The organism is Nocardioides dongkuii (assembly GCF_014127485.1).
In the GTDB taxonomy this organism is placed as follows: domain Bacteria; phylum Actinomycetota; class Actinomycetes; order Propionibacteriales; family Nocardioidaceae; genus Nocardioides; species Nocardioides dongkuii.
Genome location: NZ_CP059903.1, coordinates 2,499,470 through 2,518,250, shown reverse-complemented (window position 1 = coordinate 2,518,250; position 18,781 = coordinate 2,499,470). Strand labels below are relative to the sequence as shown.

General features: G+C 73.9%; 18 protein-coding genes. 10 read left to right on the top strand and 8 right to left on the bottom strand.

Annotated features, from left to right (window positions below):
• Positions 1–10: 10 nt before the first annotated feature.
• On the top strand, positions 11–223 hold the full coding sequence (locus tag H4O22_RS12140; protein ID WP_182523661.1) for a hypothetical protein: 213 nt from the start codon (positions 11–13) through the stop codon (positions 221–223).
• 11 nt (positions 224–234) lie between these two features.
• Positions 235–504: a hypothetical protein gene (locus tag H4O22_RS12135; protein WP_244962943.1), complete on the top strand. Its 270-nt coding sequence runs from the start codon at positions 235–237 to the stop codon at positions 502–504.
• 125 nt (positions 505–629) lie between these two features.
• On the opposite strand, the gene H4O22_RS12130 is transcribed toward H4O22_RS12135, so the two are convergent.
• From H4O22_RS12130 to H4O22_RS12120, 3 genes are all read right to left on the bottom strand, one after another.
• A complete protein-coding gene (locus H4O22_RS12130) occupies positions 630–1,835 on the bottom strand; it encodes a PQQ-dependent sugar dehydrogenase (protein ID WP_182523660.1) in 1,206 nt (401 codons plus the stop codon).
• A 52-nt stretch (positions 1,836–1,887) separates the two neighbouring features.
• On the bottom strand, positions 1,888–2,751 hold the full coding sequence (gene panB / locus H4O22_RS12125) for a 3-methyl-2-oxobutanoate hydroxymethyltransferase (protein WP_182523659.1): 864 nt from the start codon (positions 2,749–2,751) through the stop codon (positions 1,888–1,890).
• Between the two features lie 99 nt (positions 2,752–2,850).
• Positions 2,851–3,354, bottom strand: a complete 504-nt coding sequence (locus tag H4O22_RS12120; RefSeq protein ID WP_182523658.1) for a VOC family protein — start codon at positions 3,352–3,354, stop codon at positions 2,851–2,853.
• Positions 3,355–3,443: 89 nt separating this feature from the next.
• On the opposite strand from H4O22_RS12120, the gene H4O22_RS12115 reads away from it, so the two are divergent.
• Genes H4O22_RS12115 through H4O22_RS12100 form a run of 4 tightly spaced genes read left to right on the top strand, consistent with a single transcriptional unit; the run spans position 3,444 to position 7,957 of the window.
• Positions 3,444–3,944, top strand: a complete 501-nt coding sequence (locus tag H4O22_RS12115; RefSeq protein WP_182523657.1) for a SigE family RNA polymerase sigma factor — start codon at positions 3,444–3,446, stop codon at positions 3,942–3,944.
• Positions 3,941–5,116, top strand: a complete 1,176-nt coding sequence (locus H4O22_RS12110) for a hypothetical protein (RefSeq protein WP_182523656.1) — start codon at positions 3,941–3,943, stop codon at positions 5,114–5,116. The genes H4O22_RS12115 and H4O22_RS12110 overlap by 4 nt, the downstream gene beginning before the upstream one ends.
• Before the next feature lie 9 nt (positions 5,117–5,125).
• Positions 5,126–5,878 carry a class I SAM-dependent methyltransferase gene (locus H4O22_RS12105; protein ID WP_182523655.1) on the top strand — a complete coding sequence of 251 codons (753 nt, stop codon included), beginning with the start codon at positions 5,126–5,128 and terminating at the stop codon, positions 5,876–5,878.
• Between the two features lie 51 nt (positions 5,879–5,929).
• Complete coding sequence (locus H4O22_RS12100) at positions 5,930–7,957, top strand: NAD(+) synthase (RefSeq protein ID WP_182523654.1); 2,028 nt, start codon at positions 5,930–5,932, stop codon at positions 7,955–7,957.
• A 484-nt stretch (positions 7,958–8,441) separates the two neighbouring features.
• Here the strand turns inward: H4O22_RS12100 and H4O22_RS12095 are convergent, their stop codons facing one another.
• Complete coding sequence (locus H4O22_RS12095) at positions 8,442–9,422, bottom strand: glycosyl hydrolase family 18 protein (RefSeq protein WP_182523653.1); 981 nt, start codon at positions 9,420–9,422, stop codon at positions 8,442–8,444.
• A 31-nt stretch (positions 9,423–9,453) separates the two neighbouring features.
• On the opposite strand from H4O22_RS12095, the gene H4O22_RS12090 reads away from it, so the two are divergent.
• From H4O22_RS12090 to H4O22_RS12075, 4 genes are read left to right on the top strand one after another with little or no spacing between them, the layout of a single operon-like run.
• Positions 9,454–9,882, top strand: a complete 429-nt coding sequence (locus H4O22_RS12090) for an NUDIX domain-containing protein (protein WP_182523652.1) — start codon at positions 9,454–9,456, stop codon at positions 9,880–9,882.
• On the top strand, positions 9,879–10,826 hold the full coding sequence (locus tag H4O22_RS12085) for an SMP-30/gluconolactonase/LRE family protein (RefSeq protein WP_182523651.1): 948 nt from the start codon (positions 9,879–9,881) through the stop codon (positions 10,824–10,826). Before H4O22_RS12090 ends, H4O22_RS12085 begins: the two co-directional genes overlap by 4 nt.
• A gap of 17 nt (positions 10,827–10,843) precedes the next feature.
• Positions 10,844–12,748 (top strand): 1-deoxy-D-xylulose-5-phosphate synthase, encoded by a 1,905-nt coding sequence (dxs, locus tag H4O22_RS12080; protein WP_182523650.1) that lies wholly within the window; start codon positions 10,844–10,846, stop codon positions 12,746–12,748.
• Positions 12,729–14,126 carry a hypothetical protein gene (locus tag H4O22_RS12075; protein WP_182523649.1) on the top strand — a complete coding sequence of 466 codons (1,398 nt, stop codon included), beginning with the start codon at positions 12,729–12,731 and terminating at the stop codon, positions 14,124–14,126. Before dxs ends, H4O22_RS12075 begins: the two co-directional genes overlap by 20 nt.
• A gap of 52 nt (positions 14,127–14,178) precedes the next feature.
• On the opposite strand, the gene H4O22_RS12070 is transcribed toward H4O22_RS12075, so the two are convergent.
• The 4 genes from H4O22_RS12070 to H4O22_RS12055 form a co-directional block, all read right to left on the bottom strand.
• On the bottom strand, positions 14,179–15,105 hold the full coding sequence (locus H4O22_RS12070; RefSeq protein ID WP_182523648.1) for an alpha/beta fold hydrolase: 927 nt from the start codon (positions 15,103–15,105) through the stop codon (positions 14,179–14,181).
• Between the two features lie 120 nt (positions 15,106–15,225).
• The gene (locus H4O22_RS12065; RefSeq protein WP_182523647.1) at positions 15,226–15,369 is read right to left on the bottom strand and encodes a hypothetical protein; all 144 of its coding nucleotides are present in this window, start codon (positions 15,367–15,369) and stop codon (positions 15,226–15,228) included.
• A gap of 50 nt (positions 15,370–15,419) precedes the next feature.
• Positions 15,420–17,513 carry a 3-hydroxyacyl-CoA dehydrogenase NAD-binding domain-containing protein gene (locus tag H4O22_RS12060; RefSeq protein WP_182523646.1) on the bottom strand — a complete coding sequence of 698 codons (2,094 nt, stop codon included), beginning with the start codon at positions 17,511–17,513 and terminating at the stop codon, positions 15,420–15,422.
• Positions 17,513–18,712, bottom strand: a complete 1,200-nt coding sequence (locus H4O22_RS12055) for a thiolase family protein (RefSeq protein WP_182523645.1) — start codon at positions 18,710–18,712, stop codon at positions 17,513–17,515. The genes H4O22_RS12060 and H4O22_RS12055 overlap by 1 nt, the downstream gene beginning before the upstream one ends.
• Positions 18,713–18,781: the final 69 nt, after the last annotated feature.

The following is an 18,781-nucleotide window of genomic DNA, read 5'->3' as shown; positions in this document are numbered from 1 at the left end:
TTTCAGCGCCATGAGCGACTCGAAGGTGCCGGAGTACTGGTTCTGCCTCATCCACAAGACGGTCGAGGGTCCCGACGGCTGCCGCAACCAGGACCGGCTCGGTCCCTACTCCTCCGAGGCCGAGGCCTCGCGCGCGCTGGAGAAGGTCGAGGAGCGCAACGAGGCCTGGGACAACGACCCCGACTGGAACGACGCCGACGAGGTCGACAAGCCCGAGGACTGAGGGCACCCGCGGTGGCGCGCACCCGTCCCTACAACCCGAACGCGACCTCGCCCTGGCCGTTCGTCGGCATGGCCGGGCTGGCCTCGGTGCTGTTCCTGTACGGCGCGAGCGTGCTGCTCGTGCCGTGGTACGCCGTGGCCGGGCTCGTCGTGCTGTGGGTGGTGCTGTTCGTGCAGGCGTGCCGCTGGTGGACCCCGCGGCCGGTCGGTGTGGCGGTGCTGCCGGCCGTTGCCGTGGCGGTCTGGGTCGGCGTCGTGCTGCTCACCGCGACGGGTGGTTGAGCGTGTCGAAACCCGGTGAGTCGACGTACGGCGGTGGTCGAGGTCGGCTCGTCGGCTGCGGGGGTCTCGACACCGCTCACCCGCTAGCGCGGCTTCGCTGCTCGACCACCGGTGCCGGCGCGGCTTCAGCGGGGGCTGATCCGCAGGACGCTGTCGTTGCCGCCGCCGTTGGAGGTGGTGACCAGCAGGTCGCCGTCCGGCGCCGTCGAGACCGAGCGCAGCCGGCCGTAGCGGCGCAGCACGCCGGGCACCGTGACCGACCTCAGCTTCCCGCCGCGGGTGAAGCGCAGGAACAAGAAGCGCTCCCCGCCGAGCGCCGCCACGGCGAGCGACCCGTTCAGCGAGCCCCAGTCGCGGCCGCGGACGAACGTCGCGCCGCTGGTGGCGATGGTGGGCGTGCCGGAGCGCCACCGCGCGCCGCGCTGCTTGCCGGGCAGGGACCGGTCGGTCATCGGCGAGGACTCGTCGTACCCGGGGCCGGGCTGCCAGCCGTAGTCGCCGCCGCGGACCAGCTTGTTGACCTCGTCGTCGCGGTAGCTGCCGTGCTCGACCGACCACAGCGAGCCGTCCTTGCGCTGGGCCAGCCCCTGCACGTTGCGGTGGCCGTAGGTGTAGACGTAGCGCTTCGCGCGGTGCTTGCTGCCGGCGAACGGGTTGCGCCTCCAGGGCTTGCCGGTGAAGCGGTCCAGCCGCAGGGTCTTGCCGCCGAGCGAGCGCAGGTTGCGCGGGTTGCGGGACACGCCCGCGTCGCCGGTGCCGACCAGCAGCGACCCGTCCGCGGCGATCAGCAGGCGGCAGCCGCCGTGGCGGCCGCTGGTCGCCGGGAGGCCACGGAGCAGCGTCCTGATCCGGCTCACCTTGGTGGCGTCCTCGTCCAGCTCCCAGGCGACGACGCGGACGTCGCGCCCGCCGCGCCGGAAGCCGCCCTGGCAGGTGTAGATCCGCCGGTTGCTCTCGAACGCGGGGTCCACCGCGAGCGACATCAGGCCGGTCTCGCCGGAGACCCAGACCTTCCCGCTCGGGAAGTCGACGGCCCGGGTACGGCCGGAGGGGTCGGCGACCAGCAGGCGCGCGCTGTCGCGCTCGGTGACCAGCAGGCGGCCGCCGTCGATCGCCTGGACGTCCCAGGGGATGTCCAGCCCGGTGAGGACCCGGCGTACGCGCAGGCGCGGGGCCTTCCGCTTCTGGGCGGACGCGCCGGCGGACGCGACCGCGCCGCCGCCGTCGTACGGTGCGGCGACGGCGGCGGAGGGAACGGCGGCGGAGGGGAGGGCCGGCGCGAGCAGCCCCAGCGAGACGAAGGCGGCCGTGGCGACCGAGATCCTGAGCATGCCCTCACCGTAGTCCGCGAGCGCCCGCCCGGACGGCCCGCGGACCGGCGTCTCAGAAGGTGTGCTCGGGCCCCGGGAAGCTGCCGTCCCGGACCTCGTCCGCGAACGTCCGGGCGGCGCCCAGCAGCACGCCGTGCACGTCGGCGTACTGCTTGACGAAGCGCGCCATCTTGCCGGTGCGCAGGCCGAAGGCGTCCTGCCAGACCAGCACCTGGCCGTCGCAGCGGTTGCCGGCGCCGATGCCGATCGTGGGGATCCCGACGGCGGCGGTGACCTCGGCGGCCACGTCGCCGGGCACCATCTCCATCACCACCGCGAACGCGCCGGCCTCCTCCAGGGCGCGGGCCTCCGCGACCACCTGGCTCGCGGCGTCGCCGCGGCCCTGGACCCGGTAGCCGCCGAGGGTGTGCTCGCTCTGGGGGGTGAAGCCGATGTGCGCCATCACCGGGATGCCGCCCTCGACGAGCTTGCGCACCTGGGGGACCATCGCCAGCCCGCCCTCGAGCTTCACGGAGTGGGCGTTCGCCTCCTTCATGAAGCGGACGGCGGTGAGGTACGCCTGCTCCGGCGAGGCCTGGTAGGAGCCGAACGGGAGGTCCGCGACCACGAGCGCCCGCTTCGCCGCGCGGGTCACGGCGCGGACCATCGGGAGCAGCTCGTCGACCGTGATCGGCAGCGAGGTCTCGTTGCCCAGCACGTTGTTCGAGGCGCTGTCGCCGACCAGGAGCACCTCGATGCCGGCCTCGTCGAAGGTCTGCGCGGCGTACTGCTCGTAGGCGGTGAGCATCGCGAACCGCTCGCCGCGCTGCTTCATCTCGCGCAGGTGGTGGGTGCGGATCCGCCTCGCCGGCGTGCCGCCGGCGGGTGCGGGCTGCTGGGCCGGACCGGTGCCGTACGGCGCGGTCTCCTCGCTCATGTCGAGCTCCGTCCTGGTCGATCTCGCGGCTCCCTGACGGAGTCCACGGACGGCCCCCAGGCTAGGCCCGAACGGGGTGCACAGCGGTCGTGACGCTGGTCACGGGCCGGCCGGTCTGCCCACGGCGCCGGCGGCGGCCTCCAGGTCGGCGACGACGATCTTGCGCATCTGCAGCATCGCCTGGGCGGCGGCCTGGGCACGCGCGGGATCGGGGTCGGAGAGCAGCTCGTGCAGGCGGGTGGGGACGACCTGCCAGGACAGGCCGAAGCGGTCCTTGAGCCAGCCGCACATCGACTCCTCGCCGCCGTCGACCAGGGCGTCCCAGTAGTGGTCGACCTCGGCCTGGTCGCGGCAGGCGATGCTGAACGAGACCGCCTCGGTGAAGCCGGCGTGCCCGGGACCGCCGTTGATGCCCTGGAAGGTGGTGCCGTCGAGGGTGAACTCGCCGGCCATCACGGTGCCCGGCTCGCCCGGGCCGGCCTCGGTGTAGCGGGCCAGGTGGCCGATCGAGGAGTTCGGGAAGATCCCGGTGTAGAACTCGGCCGCCTGCTCGAGGGTGTCGTCGAACCACAGGCACGGCCGGATCGATGTCGTGGGCGTCATGCCGGGTTGACTCCCGACCGCGGCCGAACTCATCGAACCCGCCCCAACCACGGGCCACCGTGCGAGCGTTCGTGGGTCGAGGAGGTCGGATGGACCAGCGCGAGCTGACCGAGGAGTTCACGGCGTGGGCGGCCGGCGTCGAGCGACGGCTGCTGCGCTCGGCGTACCTGCTCACCGGCGACCAGCACCGCGCCCAGGACCTGGTCCAGGAGGCGCTGGTCAAGGTGGCGCTGCGCTGGCCGCGGCTGCGCGACGGCAACCCCACGGCGTACGCCCGCACGATCGTGGTGCGCGACAACGTCTCGTGGTGGCGCCGGCGGCGGCACGAGGTGAGCGTCGCGGCGGTCACCGAGGAGGCGGTCTCCTCCGACCCCGACACCGCGATGGTGGTACGCCGGGCGCTGGCGCGGCTGAGCCCCGGACAGCGCGCGGTGGTGGTGCTGCGCCACTTCGACGACCTGACCGAGCGGGAGACCGCGGAGGTGCTCGGCATCGCCGTCGGCACCGTCAAGAGCCAGAACGCCGCGGCGCTCGCGCGGCTGCGCTCCGGCGCCCCGGAGCTGCTGGACCTGATCGGGAGGACCCGATGAACGACCTGCCCCTGCACGACGTCCTGGACCGGGCCACCGACGGCGTCGAGGCGCCCGGCCTCGCCGCGGGCGCGCTCGCCGAGGCGCGGCGTCGCCGGCTGCGGCGCCGCGGTGCCGTCGCCGTGCTGACCTCGTCCGCCGCGGTCCTCGCCCTGGTCATCGGCGTCCGGGTGGCCGCCGACGACCCGCGTGCCGAGCAGACGCCCGCGGACCCTGCCTCGCCCACGGCGACCGATCAGCCGGTCGCGCCGCCGATCCCCGCCCGGCTGGTGCAGGACGTCTGGGACCCGCGCGGGGTCGAGGGGCTCCCCGTCCTCGACCTGGGGGTGCCGCGGGTGCTGCCGGTGGCCACGACCGGCTCGGTGACCAAGGCGGTCGCGCTGCTCGACGGTCCCGACGGGGCGCTGCTGGTCGGTGCCGACGGCGGGCAGGCGGTGCTGGACCTGCCGCGCGGCATCGGCCGGGGGGACGTGGTGCTCTCGCCGGACGGCACCACGGTCGCCGCGGTGGGCGCGGCCGGTCTCGCCTGGCGGCCGCTCGCGGACGGCGAGTGGCGGACCGCCGACATCGCGGAGGTGAGCACCGGCGAGGCCGGCCTCTCCTGGCTGCCCGACAGCAGCGGCGTCGTCGTGCAGGACCACCGGAACGCCGTCGAGGTGGATCTCGCCGGCGGGTCCCAGCGCGAGCTGCCCTTCCTCGCCGAGCACGCGCCGTACGACGTGGCGCCGGACGGGACGGTCGTGCACACGACCGCGCTGGGCGAGCTCCGCGAGTGGCGGGACGGCGAGGAGCTGGGCCGCACCTGGACGTCGCCGCTGGAGGGCATCCAGCGGCTCGCCGCCTCCGACACATCGGTCGCCCTGGCACGCTCGGACCTGAGCTACGCGCTGCCGAGGAAGCCCCAGGACGCGGACGCGCTGGTCGCGGTGGAACGCTCCACCTTGCGGACGCGGGCGTTCCTCCCGGTCCGCGACCGCAGCGGCTACTACGTCGGTGGCGAGAACCTCGCGCCGGTCGGCTGGCTCGACGACGACACCGTCCTGGCCTCGGTGCTGCCGCTCGGCGACGCGACGGAGTACCTCGTCGCCTGGGACGTGGAGTCCGGCGAGCTCTCCCAGGTGACGTGCTGGCCCGCGTCGTACGCAGTGTCGTTCGCGACCGACCTGCTCTAGCGTGGCGGCATGTGGTCCGAGATCGGCGCCGACGCGTACGCCCGCTTCATGGGGACGTACGCCGAGCCGCTGGCGGACGCCTTCGTGGAGCTCGCCGACCCGCGTCCGGGCCAGCGCGTGCTCGACGTCGGCTGCGGGCCGGGGACGCTGACGGCCCGGCTGGTCGACCGGCTCGGTGCGGACGCGGTCGCGGCCGTCGACCCCTCGCCGCCGTTCGTGGCGGCGGCGCGCGAACGCTGCCCGGGCGCCGACGTCCGCGAGGCCGCGGCGGAGGCGCTGCCGTTCGCCGACGCGTCGTACGACGCGGCGCTCGCGCAGCTGGTCGTGCACTTCATGGACGACCCGGTCGCCGGGCTGCGCGAGATGGGCCGGGTCGTGCGGGACGGCGGGCTGGTCGGGGCGTGCGTGTGGGACGAGCGGGTCTCGGGGCCGCTCGCGGTGTTCTGGGCGGCGGCGAGCGACGTGGGCCCGGGGGTGCCGGACGAGCCGCGCGCCGGGACGCGGTCGGGGCACCTGGTCGAGCTCTGCGAGGCCGCCGGCCTGCGGGTGGAGGCCGACACCCGACTCGAGGTCACGGCGCGGTTCGGCTCCTTCGAGGACTGGTGGACTCCGTACACGCTGGGCGTCGGCCCGGCCGGCCAGTACGTCGCCGGGCTGGCGCCGGCGGAGCGCGACCGGCTGCGGGAGGCGTGCGCCGCGCGGCTGCCGGACGGCCCCTTCGACGTCACCGCCGCGGCGTGGACGGTGCTGGCCCGGGCCTGACCCGACGTCGGCCGGCGCATGCCGGGGTCGGTGCGTGGGAAACTCCCGGGCGTGGACTTCTACTCCGCCTACGCCCATGGGTTCGCCCGCGTCGCCGCGTGCACGATCCCGATCGCGATCGCCGACCCCGCCACCAACGTCCGCACCGTGCTCGAGCAGGCGCGCGCCTGCCACGACGACGGCGTCGCCGTCGCGGTGTTCCCCGAGCTGTGCCTCTCCGGGTACGCCCTCGACGACCTGTTCCTGCAGGACCCGCTGCTCGACGCGGTGGTGGCCGCGATCGAGGAGCTGGTCGCGGCCTCGGCCGACCTGTTGCCGGTGCTGGTGGTCGGCGCGCCGATCCGGCACGGCAACCGGGTCCTGAACACCGCGGTCATCATCCACCGCGGCCGGGTCCTCGGCGTCGCGCCGAAGTCGTACCTGCCGACGTACCGCGAGTTCTACGAGCGCCGCTGGTTCGCGCCGGGCGACGACATCGGCGGCACCGTGGTGCTGGCCGGCCAGGAGGTGCCGATCGGCCCCGACCTGCTCTTCGACGCCACCGACGTGCCGGGCCTGGTGCTGCACGTCGAGGTCTGTGAGGACATGTGGGTGCCGGTGCCGCCCAGCGCCGAGGCCGCCCTCGCCGGCGCGACCGTGCTGGCCAACCTCTCCGGCAGCCCGATCACGGTCGGGCGCGCCCGCGACCGGCACCTGCTCGCCGCCTCGGCGTCCTCGCGGTGCCTGGCGGCCTACGTGTACGCCGCGGCCGGGCAGGGCGAGTCGACCACCGACCTGAGCTGGGACGGCCAGACGATGGTCTACGAGCACGGCGAGCTGCTGGGGGAGAGCGAGCGGTTCCCCGACGGGCCCCGCCGTACCGTCGTCGACCTGGACCTGGACCGCACCCGCCTCGAGCGGATGCGCACCGGCACCTTCGACGACAACCGGCGCACGATCGGCCCGGAGCACCGCACGGTGCAGTTCGAGCTCGAGCCGCCGGCCGGCGACATCGGGCTGCGGCGCAAGGTGGACCGCTTCCCGTTCGTGCCCGACGACCCCGAGCGGCTCGCCCAGGACTGCTACGAGGCCTACAACATCCAGGTCTCCGGCCTGGAGCAGCGGCTGCACTCGATCGGCCACCCGAAGGTCGTCATCGGGATCAGCGGCGGCCTGGACTCCACGCACGCCCTGATCGTCGCGGCCAAGGCGATGGACCGGCTGGGCCGGCCGCGCACCGACATCCACGGCTTCACGCTGCCGGGGTTCGCCACCGGCGACACCACCAAGGGGTACGCCTGGCGGCTCGCGGAGTCGCTCGGCATCACCATGGAGGAGATCAGCATCACCGCTGCGGCGGGCCAGATGCTGGAGGACCTCGGCCACCCGTTCGCGAAGGGCGAGGAGGTCTACGACATCACCTTCGAGAACGTCCAGGCCGGCCTGCGCACCGACTACCTGTTCCGGCTCGCCAACCACCGCGGCGGCATCGTGCTCGGCACCGGCGACCTCTCCGAGCTGGCGCTGGGCTGGTGCACGTACGGCGTCGGCGACCAGATGTCGCACTACACGGTCAACGCCGGCGTCCCGAAGACGCTGGTGCAGCACCTGATCCGCTGGGTGATCAGCACCCACCAGTTCGAGGCGGAGACCGACGAGGTGCTCCAGGAGATCGTCGGCCAGGAGATCACCCCGGAGCTGATCCCGACCCGCGAGGACGAGCTGCCGCAGTCCACCGAGTCGTCGGTGGGGCCGTACTCCCTGCAGGACTTCACGCTCTTCCACGTCCTGCGCTACGGCCAGCGCCCCTCGAAGATCGCCTTCCTCGCCTGGCACGCGTGGCACGACGCGGACACCGGCGGCTGGCCGCCCAACTACCCCGACGACCGGCGGGTCGAGTTCGAGCTCGCCGAGATCCGGCGGTGGATGGACGTCTTCATCCGCCGGTTCTTCGCCTCGCAGTTCAAGCGGTCGGCGCTGCCGAACGGCCCCAAGGTCTCCGCCGGCGGCACGATGTCGCCCCGCGGCGACTGGCGGATGCCGTCCGACGCCAGCCCGGCCGCCTGGCTCGCCGACCTGGAGCGGGTGCCGCAGGACTGACCCGCGTCACCGGTGGTTGAGCAGCGAGCGAGCCGTTCCGGTGGTCGAGCAGCGAGCGCCAGCGACCCGTTCCGGTGGTTGAGCAGCGAGCGCCAGCGAGCGTGTCGAAACCCCCGCAGCCTGCGCGCGGACCGTGACCACGGCGTCGTACGTCGGGTCACCGGGTTTCGACACGCTCAGGCGCTGCGCGCCTTCGCTGCTCAACCTCCGGGGGTGGCGCTGCGCGCCGTTCGCTGCTCGACCTCCGGGGTCGTGCGGCCTTCGTTGGTCGAGTGCCTCGCGAGGGACGAGCGAGGTGTATCGAGACCATCGGGTTCTGGTCGCGGACACAAGCGCCGACCCGGCGTCGTACGTCGGGTTGCGGGGTCTCGACATCGCTCAGGCGCTGCGCGCCTTCGCTGCTCGACCTCCGGAGTGGCGCTGCGCGCCTTCGCTGCTCAACCTCCGGGGGTGGCGCTGCGCGCCTTCGCTGCTCGACCTCCGGTCAGAGGGGGTCGGCGGAGCCGAGGCGCCAGAGGGCGACGCCGTGCAGGCCCTGCCGGGTCGCGAGGCGCTCGCGGCGGCGCAGGGAGCGGCGGTCGGACCACCAGACGACGGTGCCGTCGTCGAGGCGGGCGCGCCACTCGCCGACCGCGGCCCGCCAGACCGGCCGCCCGCCGCGGGAACGCACCAGCGCCCGCGCGCCGGCGACGGTGACGGTGCGACCGACGCGACCGCGGGACGGCCAGGTGTAGCCGTAGCCGGCGACCCCGAGGTCGACCTGCTCGCGCGGCACCGCCCGCAGGAGGGCGCGGAGCGAGCGGCGCTGCCAGTCCAGCGACCCGATCGGCCCGGGGCCGGACCAGGTCGGGCCGTGCTGGTCGTACGCCATCAGCTGGACCACGTCGACGGCGCGGGCGAGGGCGCCGAGCCGGTAGCCGGCGGCCCGGTAGGCCTCGACCGTGCCGCGTGCCGAGACGTCGACGGACACGGAGGCCTCCGCCGGCATCCGGCGCTGCAGCTCGGCGGCGAGCAGCACCAGCCCGGGGCCGTCCGGGGGGCGCAGCCGCTCGAGGTCGAGGTTCACGCCGTCCCAGCCGCCCGCGGCGACCAGGCGGGCGACCCGCGCCGCCACCCGGCGCACCCGGTCGTCGTCGCGCAGCAGCCGCGCCGCCGCACGCTGGTCGAAGCCCTCCAGCCGGTTGCTCCAGTTGTTCACCAGCAGCTCGGTGCGCACGCCCTGCGCCCGGGCCACGCGGCCCAGGCGGAGGGTGTCGCGCGGCGGCCGGGTCGTGCCGCGGCCGGACGCCCGGATGCTCACGCCCACGACGGTCAGGGTGCTCAGCCGGGGCGCGTCCCGGACGACGACGGCGGGCGGCGTGCTGCCCAGCGCGTAGCCGGTCAGGTCGGGCGCGGCGACCGCCGGGACCGGCGCGAGGAGGAGCGCGGCGGTGGCGAGGAGGACGGAGAGCGGGCGCACGCGCATGGCGTCACCCTAGGGCCGCTACGGTGGCGCGATGCACCGGTTCTCCGGCGTCCTGCTCGTCGATCCCCGTGGGTGGGTCCTCCTCCAGGAACGCGACGAGCACCCCGCGATCGACCCCGAGAAGTGGGGCCTCGTCGGCGGGCACGTCGACGACGGCGAGGACTTCGAGCCGGCCGCCTACCGCGAGCTCGCGGAGGAGACCGGCGTCGTGCTCGAGCCGCCGGCGCTCCGCTTCTGGCGCGAGTACGACGTGCACCACGACGCCTACGACAGCGACGACACGATGCGGGTCTACCTCGCGCCCACGACGCTCACCGACGCCGACATCGTGGTCGGCGAGGGGCGGCGGATCGTCTTCGTCGCCCCTGACCAGGCCCGCCGGCTGCCGCTCACGGCATCGGCCAGCAGGATCGTCCCCGAGTTCCTCGACTCCGACCAGTACAGGAGCATGACCCGATGAGCCCCAGCGGGAAGTTCACCGTCATCCCCGTCCCCAGCGACGGCGCCGAGGACGTGGTCGTCGGCACCACCGGCCGCGACGAGGGAGCCGTGTTCACCGGCACCGCCGACGGCGCGATCTACCGGGTCAGCCACGACGGCTCGCACGTCGACCGGATCGCGCAGACCGGCGGCCGCCCGCTCGGCATCGAGCTCGACGGCGACGGCCGCCTGATCGTCTGCGACGCGAAGCGGGGGCTGCTGCGGATCGACACCGCCAGCGGCGCCGTCGAGCAGGTCGTCGACAGCGTGCGCGGCACCCGGATGCTCTTCTGCAACAACGCGGCGGTCGCCTCCGACGGCACCGTCTTCTTCAGCGACTCCTCGACCGCGTACGGCATCGAGCGCTGGAAGGACGACTTCCTCCAGAACACCCGCACCGGCCGGCTGCTCCGCCTCGACCCCGACGGCACCGTCGAGGTGGTGCTCGACGAGCTGGCCTTCGCCAACGGCGTCGCGCTGAGCCAGGACGAGGACTTCGTCTGCGTCGCCGAGACCGGCGCGCGGACCGTCGTACGCCGCTGGCTCACCGGCGACCGCGCCGGCATGCGCGACCTGCTCTGCCAGGACCTGCCCGGCTACCCCGACAACATCGCCCGCGGCAGCGACGGCCTGATCTGGGTGACCATCTCCAGCCCGCGCGACCCTGTGGTCGAGCGGCTGCAGACGGCGCCGATGCCGGTGCGCCGGGTGGCCACCAAGATCCCGCAGCGGCTCCAGCCCAAGCCCCAGCAGACCGTCCGCGTGCAGGCGTACGACGACCGCGGGCGGCTCGTCCACGACTGCGACGTGCCGGTCGCCCAGCACCGCGGCGAGTACCACATGGTCACCGGCGTGCGGGAGCACGAGGGACGGGTCTGGATGGGCAGCCTGCACGAGCCCGCGATCGCAGTCCTCACCCTCTGACCACGTACGATCGCGCCATGGGTCTCCTCGAGTCGATCACCGGCCCGCGCGACCTGCGCGACCTCTCCGACGACCAGCTGACCGCCCTCGCGAGCGAGATCCGCGACCTGATGGTGGCCACCTGCTCCCGCTCCGGCGGCCACCTCGGCCCCAACCTCGGCGTGGTCGAGCTGACGCTGGCGATCCACCGCGTCTTCGACTCCCCGCACGACCGCGTCGTCCTCGACACCGGGCACCAGTCCTACGTCCACAAGCTGCTGACCGGCCGCGTCGAGGAGTTCGCGAAGCTCCGCCAGGAGGGCGGGATGTCCGGCTACCCGAGCCGGGCGGAGTCCGACCACGACCTGGTCGAGAACTCCCACGCCTCGACCGCGCTCAGCTACGCCGACGGCATCGCCAAGGCCTACGCCATCCGCGGCGAGGAGCGGCACACGGTCGCGGTCATCGGCGACGGCGCGCTCACCGGCGGCATGGCCTGGGAGGCGCTCAACAACATCGCGATCGCCAAGGACAGCCGGCTGGTCATCGTCGTCAACGACAACGGCCGCTCCTACACCCCGACCATCGGCGGCCTCGCCAACGCGCTCACCACGCTGCGCACCAACCCGCGCTACGAGCAGGTCCTCGACCTGGTCCGCAAGCGCCTGCACGCCGTCCCCGGCGTCGGCCCCGCGGCGTACGACGCCCTGCACGCGATGAAGAAGGGGCTCAAGGATGCCGTGGCCCCGCAGGGCCTCTTCGAGGACCTCGGCCTGAAGTACGTCGGGCCGGTCGACGGCCACGACCGCCCGGCGATGGAGCAGGCGCTGGCCCGGGCCAAGCGGTTCGGCGGCCCGGTGATCGTGCACGCGATCACCCGCAAGGGGTTCGGGTACGACGCCGCGGAGCGCCACGAGGCCGACCAGTTCCACAGCCCGCAGCCCTTCGACATCGCCACCGGCGAGGAGAAGGCCCGCGGCCGGATCTGGACCGACGTGTTCGCCGACGAGATGGTGCACATCGGTCAGCAGCGCCAGGACGTCGTCGCGATCACCGCCGCGATGATGCACCCGGTCGGGCTCGACCAGTTCCAGGCGCGGTTCCCCGAGCGCACCTTCGACGTCGGCATCGCCGAGCAGCACGCCGCGACGTCCGCCGCCGGCCTCGCGATCGGCGGCCTGCACCCGGTCGTCGCCGTCTACGCCACCTTCCTCAACCGGGCCTTCGACCAGGTGCTGATGGACGTTGCGCTGCACCAGTGCGGCGTCACCTTCGTGCTCGACCGCGCCGGCGTGACCGGTGACGACGGCGCGAGCCACAACGGCATGTGGGACATGTCGTTCCTCCAGGTCGTCCCCGGGCTGCGGCTGGCCGCGCCCCGCGACGCCACCCGGCTGCGCGAGCTGCTCAACGAGGCCGTCCAGGTCGACGACGCGCCCACCGTGGTCCGGTTCCCGAAGGGCCCGCCGCCCGCCGACATCGAGGCGGTCGGCAAGGCCGGCGGCGCCGACGTCCTGGTGCGCAACGGCCGCAAGGACGTGCTCGTCGTCGCGGTCGGCTCGATGAACGAGATCGCCGTCGACGTCGCCGACCGCCTCGTCGCCCAGGGCATCGGCGTCACCGTCGTCGACCCGCGCTGGGTGAAGCCGGTGGACCCCGCGATCGTCGAGCTCGCCCGCGAGCACCGCCTGGTGGTCAGCATCGAGGACAACGGCAAGGTGGGCGGCTGCGGCGCCGTGCTGCTCCAGACGCTCAACGAGGCCGGCGTGACTACGCCGTTCCGCCTGCACGGCGTGCCGCAGGAGTTCCTCGGCCACGCCAAGCGGGCGGCGATCCTGGAGCGGATCGGGCTCACGCCGCAGGCGCTCGCCCTCGGCATCGTCGAGGACATGACCTCGATGACCGAGGATCGTTCTCCCCTCGATGCCGAACGCCACGCCTGACCCCTCCGCACGCCGCCGGCGCGCCCGCTGCGCCGTCGCCGGGCTGCTGCTCGCCCCCCTCCTCGCGTCCTGCGCCCTGCTGGGCGACGACGACGAGCCCGCCGGGCCCGGGTCGTCGTACACCCCGCCGCCCGACGTGGTCGCCGGCCTGGAGCGCGCCCTGGGCGCGCGGGCGCGGGCGGTCGCCGGCGCCGACCGGCGGGCGTTCGAGCGGGGCCTCGGGCGCGACGCCGGCCTGCGCCGCGAGCAGCTGACCTGGTTCGCCAACCTGCGCCAGCTCCCGGTCGCGGAGCTGCGCTACACCTTCGACCCCGCCGACCTGGTGCGCGACGGCGACGACTACTGGGTGGTCGTCGAGGAGCACCTCCGGCTGGACGGGTACGACGCGGTGCCCGTCGTCCGGCCGGACCGGTTCCGGTTCCGGGCCCGGCCGAACCGCCCGGAGCGGCTGGTGCTCACCTCGGTCACCGACGAGGCCTGGGAGCGCGAGAACGACGTCCGCCCGCAGCCGTGGGACCTCGGCCCGGTGGAGGTACGCAGCGGCGCCGGCGTCCTCGGGGTCTTCGACGCCGCCAGCCTGCCCGCCTCCGGCACGCTGCTGCGCTCGGTGGAGCGCGGCATCGACGAGGTCTCCGCGGTGGTGCCCTACGACTGGTCGCGCACGGTCGTGCTCTACGCGCTCTCGGACCCCGCCTTCCTGGGCACCATCGACGACGTCCCCGGCGGCGACCCCGACGAGCTGGACGGTGTCGCCTTCCCGGTGGCCGCCGCGCCGGGGGAGGAGGAGCTGGCTGCGACCCGGTTCGCGCTGCACCCGCGGATGCTCGACAAGCCGGGGGCGGCCCGCGACCGGCTGGTCAGGCACGAGCTGACCCACGTGGTGCTCGGCCCCCGGGACGACACGGTGCCGGTGTGGCTGAGCGAGGGGATCGCCGAGTACGTCTCGGTCAGCCCGCTGCCGCCCGCCGTACGGGTGGTCCCCGCCGCCGCGGTCGCCGCCGCCGAGGCCGGGTTCGACGAGATGCCCGCCGACGGCACGTTCAACGGCGACGCCTCCGACGAGCACTACGCGCTGGCCTGGTGGGCGTGCGAGTACCTCGCCCGCAGCTACGACGAGACGGTGCTCTGGACGCTGCTCGACGAGATGGGCGCCCCGGGCGCCGACCCCGACCGGCTGCTGCGCGACCGGCTCGGGCTGCGGCCCGGGGACCTCGCCGAGAAGGCTGGGCGGCTGATCGTGACCACGTTCGGGGAGCGGCCGCCGGCACCGCCGACGCCGATCCCGACGCCGTCCGAGATGCCGCCGCTGACGCCGGTCCCGTCCCCGTCACAGACCGACGGCGCGGGGGAGACCCCCGCGCCGTCGGCGGGACGGTGAGCCGGGTGGCCTCCGGACCGGGGCGGGGGACCATTCGCCCTGAGGGTGCTGCTCAACGAGGCCGGGACGACCCCGCGCCGCCCTGGGCACGATCGGTGCCAGGGTCCCGGGGGCGCAGGGTCCCAAGCATCTCGTCCCAGTGCCGTAGGGGCAGCAGGTGGCCCTCTCCCGGGAAGACGACAAGCTGAGCGTCCGGCAGTTGCTGCGCGAGCCACTGGCCATGGGACGCCGCCACCATCTGGTCGCGGTCGCCGTACCAGAGGTGGACCGGACAGCCGACGTCGTCGAGGTCGACCCCCCACGGCCCGACGAAGGCGACGTTGTCCCAGGCGATGGCCATGGGACCCTGCCGCAACGCCTCACGAAACGAGACGAAGAGCGCCTGCCTCGCGGCGGGGTCGGCGACCACCTCAGGGTCGCTGAGACCCCACAGCCAGTCGACCCAGGGTGCCTGCTCGTCGTCGAGGACCGACATCATCGCGGCGAGGAGGTCCTCGTTGCCGACGAAGAACTGCTCGGCCGCCCGGGCGGGCTGGTCGGGGAGGTAGGCGAGCGCACGGAGGTCGTTGTCCTCCAGTGTCTCGCGGGCACCCGGCATCTGCTGCACGGGCGCGAGCCCGCCCGACACGCCGACCTGGGTCACGCGGTCCGCCAGCACCGCGGCGGTGGCCAGGGCGTACGGTCCGCCACCTGACCAGCCCGAGGCCGCGAACTGCCCCACCCCGAGGGTGTCGGCGATGACCTCCACGTCCCTCGCCACGAGCTCCAGGCTGCTCGGAGCGGGATCGGACCGGCCATAGCCGGGCCGGTCGAAGGTGATCAGCCGCACGCCCATCCGGCGGGCTGTCTCCGCGCCGAAGTCCACCTCCAGCCGCGAGCCGGGCGTGCCGTGGAAGTGCACGACGGGGGCGCCGTCCGGCTCTCCGGTGTCGCGCACCATGACTGACCGTGCACCGACGGAGACGTCCAGCTCGACCATGGCGGTGAGCCTAGGGCGTGACGGCGGGTCGGCGGGGCGATCATCCGAGCCTGCGAGGCCGGCCTCGGCGGCGCCTGATCAGGCGCCGCCGGGCTCAGCGGACTCGCACCGCCGGGGATCTCAGAGGAGCAGGACCAGCAGCAGGATCACGGCGATGACCAGGGCGGCGACGGCAATGGTGCGGGTGTTCACGAGTGCTCCGATCAGCAGGTTGGATTGACGTCCTACCTTGCCCCGCCCGACGGTCCGGCAAACGGTGGTCAAGGACACGTCTTCCCCGCCATCCGGACGCCGGACCGCCAGGAGGCCATCGGTCAGTGGAAGCTGCCCAGCCCCTCGCGCTCGAGCAGCATGGTCAGCCCGCCGTTCCAGAACGCGAACCCGGCGCCGGTGATCATCGCCAGGTCCAGGTCCTCGGCAGCCGCGACGACGCCCTCCTCGAGCATCAGCCGCACCTCCTCGGCCAGCCCGGTCAGCACCGTGGTGCGGACCTCGGCGGGCTCGAGCACGACCGGCTCGGCCGGCGTCTCGAGCAGCGCCTCGACCTCGGGGTCGAGCTGCCCGTCCGGACCGAAGTACGCCGGCTTCCGCGCCGCCACGACCCGCTGCAGCGCGGGCGAGACGTAGAAGCGGTCGGGGAACGCCGCCGCCAGCGTCTCGGTGTTGTGCAGCGCGATCGCCGGCCCGACCAGCGCGATCAGCGTGAACGGCGGCATCGGCGCCACGCCGGCGAAGGACCCGTCCACGGTCGTGATCGGCGTCCCGGCGTCGACGATCCGGCTGACCTCGCTCATGAACCGGCCCAGGAGCCGGTTGACGATGAACGACGGGCTGTCGTTGACCAGGATCGTGGTCTTCTTCAGTGCCTTGCCGGTGGCGAACGCGGTCGCCAGCGCCACGTCGGAGGTGGCCCCGCCCTTGACGACCTCGAGCAGCGGCATCACCGCGACGGGGTTGAAGAAGTGGAAGCCGACGACCCGCTCGGGGTGCTCGAGGTCGGCCGCCATCTCGGTGATGGAGAGCGAGGAGGTGTTGGTGGCCAGCACGCACTCGGCGGAGACGACCTTCTCGACGTCGGCGAAGACCGACTTCTTGACCGCCATCTCCTCGAAGACCGCCTCGATGACGAAGTCGGCGTCCGCGAAGACCTCCGCCTTGTCGACGGCGCCGGTGACGAGCGCCCGGAGCCGGTTGGCCTTGTCCTGCCCGACCCGGCCCTTGGCGAGCAGCTTGTCGACCTCGGCGTGGACGTAGCCCACGCCCTTGTCGACGCGCTCCTGGTCGAGGTCGGTCAGCACGACCGGCACCTCGAGGCGGCGCGCGAAGAGCAGCGCGAGCTGGCTGGCCATCAGGCCGGCGCCCACGATGCCGACCTTGGTGACCGGGCGTGCCAGCGACCGGTCGGGGGCGCCGGCGGGCCGCTTGGCCCGCTTCTGCACCAGGTCGAAGGCGTAGAGCGACGCGATCATCTCGGGGGTGCGGGAGAGCGCCTCGAGCGCGTCGTCCTCGGCGGCGAAGCCCTCCTCGCGGGTCGCGGTGCGCGCGGCCTCGATCAGGTCGACGGCGAGGGCGGCGGCCGGGCTGGCGCCACCGGTGCGCGCCGCCACGACCTGGCGGCCGCGGGCCACCGCAGCCGCCCACGCGTCGCCGCGGTCGACCTCGGGCCGCTCCACGACGACCTCGCCGGTCAGCACCCGGGCCGCCCAGAGCAGCGACTGCTCGAGGAAGTCGGCGCCGGAGAAGCAGGCGTCGGCGAGCCCGAGCTCGTACGCCGCGCGGCCGCCGAGGGTCTTCCCGTTGTTGAGCGGGTTCTCGACGATCAGGGTGACCGCGCGGTCCGCGCCGACCAGGTTCGGCACCAGGAACGCGCCGCCCCAGCCGGGGACCAGGCCGAGCATCACCTCGGGCAGCCCGAGCGCCGCCGCGCTGTCCATCACCGTGCGGTGGTGGCAGTGCAGCGCGACCTCGAGGCCGCCGCCGAGGGCGAGGCCGTTGACGAAGCCGAACGACGGCTTGGCCCGCCCGGCGGCCCCGTCCTGGAGCTTGCGGAAGACCGCGTGCCCGAGCTCGGCGACCACCCGGACGGCGTCCGCGCCGCCCCCCGAGATCGAGGTGAGGTCGGCGCCGGCCGCGAGGATGAACGGCTTGCCGGTGACGCCGATCGAGGTGATCTCGGCGTCGGCGAGGGCGGCGTCGATCGCGGCGTTCAGCGCGAGCAGGCCGCGCGGCCCGAAGGTGTTGGGCTTGGTGTGGTCCTCGCCGTTGTCGAGGGTGATCAGCCCCATCACGCCGGCGCTGCGCCCGTCCACGGAGGGCAGCGTGACCTTCCGGAGCTTGGCGTCGGTGACGCGCTCGGCGTCGGAGGAGATCTCCTGGGCGCGGGTCAGCAGGGTCGTCAGGTCGCTCATCAGGCAGCCTCTCCAGTCCAGTGCGGGTTCTCCCAGATGACGGTGCCGCCCATGCCGATGCCGATGCACATGGTGGTCAGCCCGTAGCGGACCTCGGGGCGCTCCTCGAACCGGCGCGCCAGCTGGGTCATCAGCCGCACGCCGGAGGAGGCCAGCGGGTGGCCCGTCGCGATCGCGCCGCCGTAGGGGTTGACGCGCGGGTCCTCGTCGTCGATGCCGAAGTGCTCGAGGAAGGCGAGCACCTGCACGGCGAACGCCTCGTTGACCTCGAAGGCCTCGATGTCGTCGATCGTCAGGCCGGCCTGCGCCAGGGCCTTCTCGGTCGACGGGATCGGCCCGGCGCCCATCACCTCGGGCTCGACGCCCACGTAGGAGTAGGACACCAGGCGCATCCGCACCGGGAGACCGAGCTCGCGCGCGGTCTCCTCGTCGGCGAGCAGGGCGGCGGTCGCGCCGTCGTTGATGCCGGCGGCGTTGCCCGCGGTCACCTTGCCGTGGGCGCGGAACGGCGTCCGCAGCGCCGCGAGCGACTCCATCGTGGTGCCGGGCCGCATCGGCTCGTCGGTGGTGGCCAGGCCCCAGCCGAGCTCCCGGGAGCGGGTCGCGACCGGAACCAGGTCGCGCTGCAGCGCGCCGGCGTCGTACGCCGCGGCGGTCTTCTGCTGCGAGCGCACGGCGTAGGCGTCCACGCGCTCCTTGGTGATCGTGGGGTAGCGGTCGTGCAGGTTCTCGGCCGTCTTGCCCATCACGAGCGCGTCGGGGTCGACGATCCGCTCGGAGAGGATCCGCGGGTTCGGGTCGACGCCCTCGCCCATCGGGTGGCGGCCCATGTGCTCGACGCCGCCGGCGATCACGACGTCGTAGGAGCCGAACGCGATCCCGGACGCGGTGGTGGTCACCGCGGTCATCGCGCCGGCGCACATCCGGTCGATCGCGAAGCCCGGGACGCTCTGCGGCAGGCCTGCGAGGAGCGCGGCCGTGCGGCCGATCGTGAGTCCCTGGTCGCCGATCTGGGTGGTGGCGGCGACCGCCACCTCGTCGACGCGCTCCGGCGGGAGCGAGGGGTTGCGGCGCATCAGCTCGCGGATGCAGGTGATGACCAGGTCGTCGGCACGGGTCTCGGCGTACTGGCCGTTCGCCTTGCCGAAGGGGGTGCGCACGCCGTCGACGAAGACGACCTCTCGCAGCTGTCGGGGCACGGTTCTCCTGAGGTAGCGGGTGCAGGGTGGGACGGCGCTTAGATTACCCGCCGGTAACAACGGCGGTGA